Origin of the sequence: Pseudomonas oryzihabitans (assembly GCF_007665395.1) — a bacterium.
GTDB lineage: Bacteria > Pseudomonadota > Gammaproteobacteria > Pseudomonadales > Pseudomonadaceae > Chryseomonas > Chryseomonas psychrotolerans_C.
Genome location: NZ_VDND01000006.1, coordinates 157414 through 168268 on the forward strand (window position 1 = coordinate 157414; position 10855 = coordinate 168268).

Sequence of the window (10855 nt, forward strand, 5' to 3'; positions counted from 1 at the left end):
ACACTCCGCCGCCATGATCCGACTACAGAACCTTACTCTACAGCGCGGTCCGCAGCGTCTGCTCGAAAGCGCTGACCTGACCCTGCATCCTGGCCAGAAGGCCGGCCTGATCGGTGCCAACGGCGCCGGCAAGTCCAGTCTCTTCGCCCTGCTGCGCGGCCAACTCGGCGCCGATGCCGGCGACTGCCACATCCCGGCCGCCTGGCGCATCGCCCACATGCGCCAGGAGGTGGACACCCTGGAACGCCTGGCGGTGGACTACGTGCTGGACGGCGACGTCGAGCTGCGACGCATCCAGCGCGAACTGGCCGCCGCCGAGGCGGCCCAGGACGGCACCGCCCTGGGGCGCCTGCATGCCGACTTCGAGGCCGCCGACGGCTATACCGCCGATGCCCGGGCGCGCAAGCTGCTGGCGGGACTGGGCTTCACCGCGGCGCAGATGGAGCGCCAGGTCGGCGACTTCTCCGGTGGCTGGCGGATGCGCCTGAACCTGGCCCGGGCGCTGATGTGCCCCTCGGACCTGCTGCTGCTGGACGAACCGACCAACCACCTGGACCTGGATGCCATCCTCTGGCTGGAAGACTGGCTCAAGGGCTACCCAGGGACCCTGATCCTCATCTCCCACGACCGCGACTTCCTCGATGCCGTGGTCGATCACGTGGTCCATCTGGACCAGCAGCGCCTCACCCTCTATCGCGGTGGCTATTCCAGCTTCGAGCGTACCCGCGCCGAGCGTCTGGCGCAGCAGCAGCAGGCCTACGACAAGCAGCAGGCCCAGCGCGCCCACATGGAAAAGTACATCGCCCGCTTCAAGGCCCAGGCCACCAAGGCGCGCCAGGCGCAGAGCCGGATCAAGGCCCTGGAACGCCTGGAGGAACTGGCGCCGGCCCATGTCGACTCGCCCTTCGAATTCGTCTTCCGCGAGGCGGACAAGCTGTCCAGCCCGCTGCTGGACCTCGCCGAGGGCCGCCTCGGCTACGGCGACACCACCATCCTGCACCCGGTCAAGCTGCAGCTGGCGCCGGGCGCGCGGATCGGCCTGCTCGGCCCCAACGGCGCCGGCAAGTCGACCCTGATCAAGACCCTGGCTGCGGAGCTGGAGCCCCTCGGCGGCCGCCTGCAGCGTGGCGAGAACCTCGCCATCGGCTACTTCGCCCAGCACCAGCTCGATTCCCTGGACGCCAAGGCTAGTCCCTTGCTGCACCTGCAGCGCATCGCCCCTGGCGAGCGCGAGCAGAGCCTGCGCGATTTCCTCGGCGGCTTCGACTTCCGCGGGCCGCGCTGCGACGAGGCGGTGCTGAATTTTTCCGGCGGCGAGAAGGCGCGCCTGGCCCTGGCGCTGATCGCCTGGCAGAAGCCCAACCTGCTGCTGCTGGACGAACCCACCAACCACCTGGACCTGGACATGCGCCTGGCCCTGACCCTGGCCCTGCAGGAATTCGCCGGGGCGGTGCTGGTGGTCTCCCACGACCGGCACCTGCTCAAGAGCACCACCGACGAATTCCTGCTGGTGGCCGACGGCAAGGTGCAGGCCTTCGATGGCGACCTGGACGACTACAGCCGCTGGCTGGTGGACTTCCGCGCCCGCCAGGAGCCGAACGCTGCCCCTGGCGACGGCGCCCCGCTCGACAAAACCGATCGCAAGGCCCAGCGCCAGGCGGCCGCGGCGTTGCGCCAGCAACTGGCGCCGCTGAAGAAGGCCGCCGACAAGCTGGAGGCGGAACTGGGCAAGGTGCAGGAAAAACTCGCCGCCCTGGAGGCCCGGCTGGGCGACAGCAGGCTCTACGAGGCCGCGCGCAAGGACGAGCTGCGCCAGGCACTGGCCGACCAGGCCGCGGCCAAGACCCGTGAAGCCGAGTTGGAAGAGCAGTGGCTGGAGGCCTTGGAACGCCTGGAAGAGCTGCAAGCCGAACTTGAGGGGGCCTGATGACGGAGTGGCTGCACACCTGGCTGCCCGGCTGGGGCGACTACCTGCTGGTGGCCGGCCAGGTCGCCCTGGTGCTGTTCATCGGCTATGTCCTGCAGCGCTTCGTGGCCCGCGCGGTCACCGGCCTGGGCGAGCGCTATCCGCTGCCGCCGCAGATCGTCCTGGGGCTGCGCGGTACCCTGCGCTGGCTGATCATGGGCAGTGCCATCCTCATGGCGCTGGAGCGCTTCGGGGTCTCCGCGGCGGTGCTCTGGACCGCCATTTCCGGTTTCGTCGCGGTGGCCGCGGTAGCCTTCTTCGCCATCTGGAGCGTACTCTCCAACCTGTTCTGCGCGGTGCTGATCTTCACCGTCGGCCCCTTCCGCCTGGGTGATCGCATCGAGGTGCTGGATGCCTCCGACAAGCCCGGCATCAAGGGCCGGGTGGTGGCCATCAACATGCTCTTCGTGACGCTGCAGGAACTGGACGAGCAGCAGGAAGGCGCGCTGGTGCAGATTCCCAATACCCAGTTCTTCCAGAAGTCGGTACGCCGTTGGCGCGATGCCGACGGCTCCTTCGATTTCCATCTCGACAGGTGAACCCATGAGTCTGCAGGTCTGGACCGGTTTCTTCATCGCCTGCTGGATGATCAGCCTGTCACCGGGTGCCGGCGCCATCGCCTCCATGAGCGCCGGGGTGACCCTGGGCTTTCGCCGTGGCTACTGGACAGCCATCGGCCTGCAGCTGGGGCTGGCCCTGCAGATCGCCGTCGTCGCGGTCGGCGTAGGGGCCCTGCTGGCCACCTCCCAACTGGCCTTCACCCTCATCAAGTGGTTCGGCGTGGCCTATCTCGCCTACCTGGCGATCCGCCAATGGCGCGCGGCGCCCCTGGACCTGGGCGCCCAGGTGGCTGGCGAGCGGGCGCCGCCGCGGATCGGCGCCCTGGTGCTGCGCGGTTTCCTCGTCAACGTCAGCAACCCCAAGGCGCTGATCTTCATGCTCGCGGTGCTGCCCCAGTTCGTCGATCCCCAGGCGCCGCTGACCGCCCAGTACCTGATCATCGGGGCGACCATGGTCAGCGTCGACCTGATCGTGATGGCGGGCTACACCGGCCTGGCCGCCCGGGTGCTTACCCTGCTGCGCACACCACGGCAGCAGCGGCTGACCAACCGGGTCTTCGCCAGCCTGTTCCTCGCCGCCGCGGCTTTGCTGTCCACGGTCAGGCGCGCGGCGCTCTGACCGCGGGTCCCGCTACCAGACCACTGGCTGGCCCTGCCAGTCCCAGAAACTGCCGGTGGCGGCCGGGCCCTGGGCGGTCAGTACCTCCAGCAGGCGCTCCGCCGCGTAGGCGGGCGTGAACAGTCGCTCGGCCGGCACTCGCGCCTGGAAGGGGCGTGACAGCGCGGTATCCGTGGTGCCGGGATGCAGCGCCAGCACGCAGCTCGCGGGATTGAGCCGCCGGAGTTCGATGCTGGCGCAGCGCAGGCCCTGGTTGAGGGCCGCCTTGGCCATGCGGTAGCCGTACCAGCCGCCCAGGTGGTTGTCGCCGATGGAGCCGACCCGGGCCGACAATGCCGCGATCTGGCAGGGATGGTGGCCCTTGAGCAGCGGGGTCAGCTGCCTGATCAGCAGCACCGGCAGGACGGCATTGGCCAGGTAGCTTTCCAGCAGGCCCGCCTGGTCCACCTGGGCGAGACTCTTCTCGGCCCGTGCCTGGGTGCCCTGCAACCGCCCCGAGGCGCACAGCAGCAGGTCCAGGCGGGGGGTGGCCGCGGCCAGCCGGGAGGCCAGGTCCGGCTCGTTCAGCACATCGACATCGAGGCGGCGCAGACGGTCGCCATGGCGCCGTGCCAGCGCGGCCAGGCCATCATGAGCCTCGGCCTGGCGCGCGCAGGCCCAGACCAGGGCGATGTCCTCGCGTGCCAGCAGGCGTTCGCACAGGGCCAGCCCGAGGCCGCCGGTGGCGCCGTACACCAGGGCCTGGGCGGGCTGCTCCAGGCGTTGCCAGAAGGTCATGGGTGGGCTCCCGTCGGTTGGTCATCCCTGTCCGACCGCGCCGCTGCGCTGGGGTGCGCCGCCGGGGCAGGGTATCCTGAGCTTTTGCCGGAGAACGCCCGTGATCCTGTGGATCGATGCCGATGCCTGTCCACGCGCCGCCAAGGAGCTGGTCTGCAAGTTCGCCCTCAAGCGCAAGCTGGAGGTGGTGCTGGTGGCCGGCCAGCCGCAGATCAAGCCGCCGTTCGCCTGCGTCCGCCTGGTGGTGGTACCCAGTGGCCCGGACGCCGCCGATGACCATCTGGTCGAGCAGGCGCAACCGGGCGACCTGGTGATCTGCAGCGACATCCCGCTGGCCGATCGACTGGTCAAGAAGGGCGTGGCGGCGCTCGATCCGCGCGGCCAGGAATTCGACGAGCGCAACATGGGCCAGCGCCTGGCCATGCGCAACCTGATGACCGACCTGCGCGACCAGGGGCAGATGGGCGGGGGGCAGGCCGGCTACGGGGACCGCGATCGCCAGGCCTTCGCCAATGCCCTGGATCGACTGCTCACCCGGCTCCAGCGCAGCGCGGCGGACTAGGCCGGAATGGCGGCCACGCTCGACTGCTGTTGCTCCAGCCAGGCGCGCAGCTGCGGCAGGGGCATCGGCCGGCCGAACAGATAGCCCTGCATGAAGTTGCAGCCATTGGCCTGCAGGAATTGCCGCTGCTCGACGGTCTCCACCCCTTCGGCGACCACGTTGAGGCCCAGCTTGTGCGCCATGGCGATGATCGCCCCGGCGATCGCCATGTCCCGCTCCTGGTTGGGGATGGTGCGGACGAAACTGCGATCCACCTTGAGCGAGTCGACCGGCAGTCGGCTCAGGTAGGCCAGCGAGGAGTAGCCGCTGCCGAAGTCGTCGATAGAGACCCGCACGCCCAGGCTGCGGATGTCGGCGATCACCGCGATGGCCACGTTGAGGCTGTGCATCAGGGCGTTCTCGGTCACCTCGAGGATCAGCGCCGAGGCGGGCAGGTCCTCGGCCTGCAGCGCCCGGGCGATGGCCTGGGGCAGCAGGCGATCGCCCAGGTTCAAGGCCGAACAGTTCACCGATACCCGAAGCCCCTGGTGCCCCTCGCGGTGCAGCTGGGCGAGATCGGCGCAGGCCTGGCGCAGCACCCAGCCATCCAGCTCGGCGATCAGCCCGGTTTCCTCGGCGACGCGCACGAAGCGCTCGGGACTCAGCGGACCGAGCACCGGGTGCTGCCAGCGGACCAGGGCTTCCAGGCCCACGGGCTCCCCCTCGATGTCGACGATGGGCTGATAGGCCACGTGCAGCCCGCCCTGGGCCAGGGCGTGGCGCAGGTCCATCTCCAGGCTGAGCAGGTCATCGGCCTCGCGCTGGAGGTCGGTGGTGAATCTCTGGCTGCGGTTGCGGCCGCTGCGCTTGCAGTGGCCGACCGCCAGGCCGGCGCTGCGCAGCAGCTGGCCGGCGTTGGCGCCATCCTGGGGATAATGGGCGATGCCCAGGCTGAAGGTCATGGCGAGGCGCTGGCCGGCCAACTCGAAAGGCGGGCGCAGTTGTTCGAGCAGGCGCACGGCCAGGGGCTGGCTGTCGCCACGCGTGCCCAGCGGCAGCAACAGGCTGAATTCGTCGCCGGCATAGCGCGCCAGGGGCAGGTCGTTCTCCAGCACCGCCCGGATCCGCTGCGCCATCTGGATCAGCAGTTCGTCGCCGAGGGCATGCCCCAGGCTGTCGTTGATGCGTTTGAAGTGGTCGATGTCCAGCATCAGCAAGGCGAACTGCTCACCGGTCCGGGCCTGGCCGAGGGCGCGGTCGACGGTCTGGATGAAGCTGGCCCCGTTGAGCAGGTGGGTCAGGGGGTCGTGCAGGGTGATCTGGTCGAGGGTGGTGGAGACCCGTTCCAGCCGCAGGCTCTGGGCATGGTAGCGCTCGCCGACCCAGGCGGCGAGCAGCCCGACCATGATGATGAACAGGGTACCGACGGCGATACCCATGCCCAGCTCCAGGTGCTGGCTCATTTCCGCCAGGCCATCCGCCGCGAAGCCGATGGGCACGGCCAGGGTCAGGGCGGCCATGCCGGTGAAGTGCATGGAGACGATGGCGAAACCCAGTCCCAGGCTGCCCAGCAGGCGCAGCCAGACGATCTTCAGTCCGCTGCTGCCCCGCAGGCGGAAGGCCAGCAGCAGGGCACCCAGGGAGGCGAGGCTGGCGATCACCACCGAGACCGCCACCAGCAGCGGATCATAGAGCTGCACGGCCACCGAATGCATGGCCAGCATGCCGGTGTAGTGCATGGTGGCGATGCCCAGTCCTGCCGCCAGGGAAGCGAGCAGGTATTGCAGGGTGGTCAGGCGTTCGCGCCCGATCAGGTGCATGACCGTATAGGACACGGCGATGGCGATCAGCAGCGAGGCCAGGGTGTGCGCCGGCGCGTAATGCACATGGATGCCGATCTTGAACGACAGCATGGCGAGGAAGTGCATGGACCAGATGCCGCCACCGAGGGCGATGGCGCCGATCAGCTTGGCCAGCTCGCTACCGCGCCGCGAGCGACTGCTGGTCACCCAGTCGGCCATGGCCAGGGCGGTATAGCCGGCAGCGCTGGCGATCAGATAGGACAGCACCACGAGCACGCCTTCGTAGTCGTTGGCGTCCAGGACCTGATAGCCAGGGGGAAGCAAGGTGGAGAAATTCAGCATGCTCAATCGCCAGCTTGCCGCAGGGGCGCTAAGGAAGGGTGATGCTCAGGACATCGGCAGGGACGGCCGACGCTTTAATCCGCGCGACGGGCGTAGGCGTCGGGCTCAGGCCTTGGGCGCCCGGCTGCGTCGCCACAGCCAGAGCAGCAGGCCGATCACCACCAGACCACCCAGCACCATCAATTCATACCGCTTGAGATTGCCCAGCACGCCTTCGAGGACGGCGCCGAAGTGATAGGCGGCATAGCCGAGCACCGTGGCCCAGACGATGGCGCCGATGCCATTGAGCACCAGATAGCGCACCGGCGGATAGCCTGAGAGGCCGATCGCCACCGGCATCACCGTGCGCAGGCCATAGACGAAGCGAAAACTCAGCACCCAGAGGTCCGGATGGCGACGGATGTGCGCCAGCGCCTTTTCCCCGGCGGCTTCCCACTTGGGCTTGCGCGCCAGCAGCTTGCGGCCATGCCGACGGCCGAGGAAATACCAGAGCTGATCGCCGGCGTAGCTGCCGCAGAAGGCCACCAGGATGACGGTCTGGATGTTCATGTAGTCGCGAAAGGCGAGAAAGCCGGCCAGCACCAGAATGGTTTCGCCTTCGAAGAAGGTGCCGAGAAAGAGGGCGAAATAGCCGAAATCGTGGAGGAATTGCTGGAGCATTCGGCACTACACGAGGTGAACGGAGATGGCGCAGCCTACCCCGGTTGGCGTCTGGAAAGAAAGTGTGACGGACTTCCGTCCGCCGGATGCCAGACGGTCAGGACCCGATTTCGCTGCGACCCTGTGTCACGCCGCCGCCGGCCGGCGTCTGCCTTGGATAGGACCTATAGGCACACCATATTGTCATCTGCTGTTACCAATCGGTCATGATTGTGGCCTATAACCCATCACACTGACCCGTGGTCCGGGTCTGGGAGTCGATCGTGAGTTTTACCCCCATCAGCCGTAGCTACCCCGCCACTCGCATGCGCCGTCAGCGCCGCGACGACTTTTCCCGTCGTCTGATGCGCGAGCATGTGCTGACGGTGGATGACCTCATCCTGCCGGTCTTCGTGCTGGACGGCGAAGGCCGCCGCGAAGCCATTCCCTCCATGCCCGGGGTCGAGCGGCTGTCCATCGACCTGCTGCTGGAAGAGGCCGCCGAGCTGGTGGCGCTGGGGATCCCGGCCGTCGCCCTGTTCCCGGTCACCCCGACCGAGCGCAAGTCGCTGGACGGCGCCGAGGCCTACAATCCCGAGGGCATCGCCCAGCGCGCCACCCGCGCCCTCCGCGAGCACTTCCCCGAGCTGGGGGTGATCACCGACGTCGCCCTGGATCCCTTCACCACCCACGGCCAGGACGGCATCCTCGACGAGCGCGGCTATGTGCTCAACGACGTCTCGGTCGAGGTGCTGGTCAAGCAGGCGCTGTCCCACGCGGCCGCCGGCGCCCAGGTGATCGCCCCCTCGGACATGATGGACGGGCGCATCGGCGCCATCCGCGCCGCCCTGGAAGACGCCGGCTATCACAACGTGCAGATCATGGCCTACTCGGCCAAGTACGCCAGCGCCTACTATGGGCCTTTCCGCGACGCCGTCGGCTCGGCCGCCAACCTGGGCAAGGGCAACAAGGCCACCTACCAGATGGATCCGGGCAACAGCGACGAGGCCCTGCACGAGATCGCCGGGGACCTGGCCGAGGGTGCCGACTCGGTGATGGTCAAGCCGGGCATGCCCTACCTGGACATCGTCCGTCGGGTCCGCGAGGAATTCCGCGTGCCGACCTTCGTGTACCAGGTGAGCGGCGAGTACGCCATGCACATGGCCGCGATCCAGAACGGCTGGCTGGCCGACGCCGTCATCCTCGAGTCGCTCTTGGCCTTCAAGCGCGCCGGGGCCAACGGCATCCTCACCTATTTCGCCAAGCGCGCCGCCCAACAACTTCGCCAGGGGCCATCGCGTTCCTAAGGAGCTTCAATGAGTAGCCAGGGTTTCGTCGAAACCGATCTGCAGCAAGCGACCACCGCCGAGCCCCTGGGCGAGACCCAGGAAGCGGTCACGCTGGACGCCGAGGGGGAGCAGCCCGTCGCCGTGGCGGAGGTCGTCCCCGCGGCGCCCGCCGCCCCGGCGGCCAACGTGGATGACAGCAGCCTCTACATCCACCGCGAGCTGTCGCAGCTGCAATTCAACATCCGGGTGCTGGAACAGGCCCTCGACGAATCCTATCCGCTGCTCGAACGGCTCAAGTTCCTGCTGATCTTCTCCAGCAACCTGGACGAGTTCTTCGAGATCCGCGTGGCGGGCCTGAAGAAGCAGATCGCCTTCGCCCGCGAGCAGGCCGGGGCCGACGGCCTGCTGCCGCACCAGGCGCTTGCACGGATCAGCGACATCGTCCACGGCCAGGTGGAGCGGCAGTACGCCATCCTCAACGACGTCCTGCTGCCGGCCCTGGCCGAGCAGCAGATCCGCTTCATCCGCCGGCGCTACTGGGACGCCAAGATCAAGGCCTGGGTGCGCAAGTTCTTCCGTGACGAGATCGCGCCGATCATCACCCCCATCGGCCTGGATCCGACCCACCCCTTCCCGCTGCTGGTGAACAAGAGCCTCAACTTCATCGTCGAGCTGGAGGGTATGGACGCCTTCGGCCGCGACTCGGGCCTCGCCATCATCCCGGCGCCGCGCCTGCTGCCACGGATAATCCGGGTACCGGAAGAGGTCGCCGGACCGGGTGACAACTACGTCTTCCTGTCCTCGATGATCCATGCCCACGCCGACGATCTCTTCCCCGGCATGAAGGTCAAGGGTTGCTTCCAGTTCCGCCTGACCCGCAACGCCGACCTCTCGGTGGATACCGAGGACGTCGAGGACCTGGCGCGCGCCCTGCGTGGCGAGCTGTTCTCGCGCCGCTACGGCGATGCCGTGCGGGTCGAGGTGGTGGACATCTGCCCGAAGCACCTCACCGACTACCTGCTCAAGCAATTCGGCCTGGGTGAAAGCGAGCTGTACAAGGTCAATGGCCCGGTCAACCTGACCCGGCTGTTCTCCATCACCGGACTGGCCAGCCATCCGGAGCTGCAGAACGCCCCCTTCACCCCGACCATCCCCAAGCTGCTGCAGAAGAAGGACAACCTCTTCAACGTCCTGGGCAAGCTCGATGTGCTGCTCTTGCACCCCTTCGAGTCCTTCACCCCGGTGATCGACCTGATGCGCCAGGCCGCCAAGGACCCCAACGTCCTGGCGATCAAGCAGACGCTCTACCGCAGCGGCGCCAACTCCGAGATCGTCGACGCCCTGGTGGATGCGGCGCGCAGCGGCAAGGAGGTGACCGCGGTCATCGAATTGCGCGCGCGCTTCGACGAGGAATCCAACCTGCAGCTGGCCAGCCGCCTGCAGCAGGCCGGCGCCGTGGTCATCTACGGCGTGGTGGGCTTCAAGACCCACGCCAAGATGATGCTGATCCTGCGCCGCGAGAACGGCGAACTGCGCCGCTATGCGCATTTGGGCACCGGCAACTACCACGCCGGCAACGCCAAGCTGTACACCGACTACAGCCTGCTGACTGCCGACGTGGCCCTGACCGAGGACGTGCACAAGCTGTTCAACCAGCTGATCGGCATGGGCAAGACCCTGCGCATGAAGAAGCTGCTGCACGCGCCCTTCACCCTGAAGAAGAACCTGCTGGAGATGATCAACCGCGAGGCGGTGGCGGCCAGCGAAGGCCGTCCGGCGCAGATCATGGCCAAGATCAACGGCCTGACCGATCCCAAGGTGATTCGCGCCCTCTACAAGGCCAGCCAGGCCGGGGTGAAGATCGACCTGGTGGTGCGCGGCATGTGCTGCCTGCGCCCCGGCGTGCCCGGCGTGTCCCACAACATCCAGGTGCGCTCCATCATCGGCCGCTTCCTGGAACACAGCCGCATCTACTACTTCCTCAACGGCGGCGACGAGAAGCTCTATCTCTCCAGCGCCGACTGGATGGAGCGCAACCTCGACATGCGTGTCGAGACCTGCTTCCCGGTGGAAGGCAAGAAGCTCATCAGCCGGGTCAAGAAGGAGCTGGAAGGCTACCTCACCGACAACACCCAGGCCTGGGTACTGCAGGAAGACGGCAGCTACGTGCGGCAGTCGCCCACCGGCAACCAGAACGCCCGCAGCGTCCAGGCGACGCTCTTGGAACGGCTGGCCAGTCCGGTGGTGAATACCCGCTGAGGGGCGGCGGGCTTACGCTTTTCGGGGCGTAGGCCTGACCTCCGTGGGGTGGAGGGATCGT

Annotated in this window: 9 protein-coding genes; 6 read left to right on the plus strand and 3 right to left on the minus strand. The window is 67.7% G+C overall.

Annotated features, from left to right (window positions below; all coding sequences use genetic code 11):
- Positions 1-13: 13 nt before the first annotated feature.
- From FSV73_RS14395 to FSV73_RS14405, 3 genes are read left to right on the plus strand one after another with little or no spacing between them, the layout of a single operon-like run.
- On the plus strand, positions 14-1927 hold the full coding sequence (locus FSV73_RS14395; RefSeq protein WP_145008536.1) for an ATP-binding cassette domain-containing protein: 1914 nt from the start codon (positions 14-16) through the stop codon (positions 1925-1927).
- Positions 1927-2505, plus strand: a complete 579-nt coding sequence (locus FSV73_RS14400) for a mechanosensitive ion channel family protein (protein ID WP_145008537.1) — start codon at positions 1927-1929, stop codon at positions 2503-2505. The genes FSV73_RS14395 and FSV73_RS14400 overlap by 1 nt, the downstream gene beginning before the upstream one ends.
- A 4-nt stretch (positions 2506-2509) precedes the next feature.
- A complete protein-coding gene (locus tag FSV73_RS14405) occupies positions 2510-3145 on the plus strand; it encodes a LysE family transporter (RefSeq protein ID WP_145008538.1) in 636 nt (211 codons plus the stop codon).
- A 12-nt stretch (positions 3146-3157) separates the two neighbouring features.
- Here FSV73_RS14405 and FSV73_RS14410 read toward each other — a convergent pair whose 3' ends face one another.
- On the minus strand, positions 3158-3922 hold the full coding sequence (locus tag FSV73_RS14410; RefSeq protein WP_145008539.1) for an SDR family NAD(P)-dependent oxidoreductase: 765 nt from the start codon (positions 3920-3922) through the stop codon (positions 3158-3160).
- Between the two features lie 100 nt (positions 3923-4022).
- Here FSV73_RS14410 and FSV73_RS14415 point away from each other — a divergent pair, with 100 nt between their 5' ends.
- The gene (locus FSV73_RS14415; RefSeq protein ID WP_145008540.1) at positions 4023-4484 is read left to right on the plus strand and encodes a YaiI/YqxD family protein; all 462 of its coding nucleotides are present in this window, start codon (positions 4023-4025) and stop codon (positions 4482-4484) included.
- On the opposite strand, the gene FSV73_RS14420 is transcribed toward FSV73_RS14415, so the two are convergent.
- Together FSV73_RS14420 and FSV73_RS14425 are read right to left on the minus strand one after the other, a co-directional pair.
- Positions 4481-6607: a putative bifunctional diguanylate cyclase/phosphodiesterase gene (locus FSV73_RS14420; protein WP_145008541.1), complete on the minus strand. Its 2127-nt coding sequence runs from the start codon at positions 6605-6607 to the stop codon at positions 4481-4483. The genes FSV73_RS14415 and FSV73_RS14420 overlap by 4 nt on opposite strands.
- Positions 6608-6712: 105 nt before the next feature.
- Entirely contained in the window at positions 6713-7267 is a 555-nt protein-coding gene (locus tag FSV73_RS14425) for a DedA family protein (RefSeq protein ID WP_145008542.1), read from the minus strand.
- A gap of 263 nt (positions 7268-7530) precedes the next feature.
- Between FSV73_RS14425 and hemB the strand changes: the two genes are divergently transcribed.
- Both hemB and ppk1 read left to right on the plus strand, forming a co-directional pair.
- Positions 7531-8553 (plus strand): porphobilinogen synthase, encoded by a 1023-nt coding sequence (gene hemB / locus FSV73_RS14430; protein ID WP_145008543.1) that lies wholly within the window; start codon positions 7531-7533, stop codon positions 8551-8553.
- A 9-nt stretch (positions 8554-8562) separates the two neighbouring features.
- A complete protein-coding gene (gene ppk1, locus FSV73_RS14435; protein ID WP_145008544.1) occupies positions 8563-10794 on the plus strand; it encodes a polyphosphate kinase 1 in 2232 nt (743 codons plus the stop codon).
- The last annotated feature ends 61 nt before the right edge of the window (positions 10795-10855 follow it).

Excerpts from the sequence above, each read along its gene's own strand:
- FSV73_RS14410 (WP_145008539.1), bottom strand. The coding sequence starts at position 3,922 with ATGACCTTCTGGCAACGCCTGGAGCAGCCCGCCCAGGCCCTGGTGTAC.
- ppk1 (WP_145008544.1), top strand. The coding sequence starts at position 8,563 with ATGAGTAGCCAGGGTTTCGTCGAAACCGATCTGCAGCAAGCGACCACC.
- FSV73_RS14405 (WP_145008538.1), top strand. The coding sequence starts at position 2,510 with ATGAGTCTGCAGGTCTGGACCGGTTTCTTCATCGCCTGCTGGATGATC.
- FSV73_RS14395 (WP_145008536.1), top strand. The coding sequence starts at position 14 with ATGATCCGACTACAGAACCTTACTCTACAGCGCGGTCCGCAGCGTCTG.
- FSV73_RS14425 (WP_145008542.1), bottom strand. The coding sequence starts at position 7,267 with ATGCTCCAGCAATTCCTCCACGATTTCGGCTATTTCGCCCTCTTTCTC.
- FSV73_RS14420 (WP_145008541.1), bottom strand. The coding sequence starts at position 6,607 with ATGCTGAATTTCTCCACCTTGCTTCCCCCTGGCTATCAGGTCCTGGAC.
- FSV73_RS14400 (WP_145008537.1), top strand. The coding sequence starts at position 1,927 with ATGACGGAGTGGCTGCACACCTGGCTGCCCGGCTGGGGCGACTACCTG.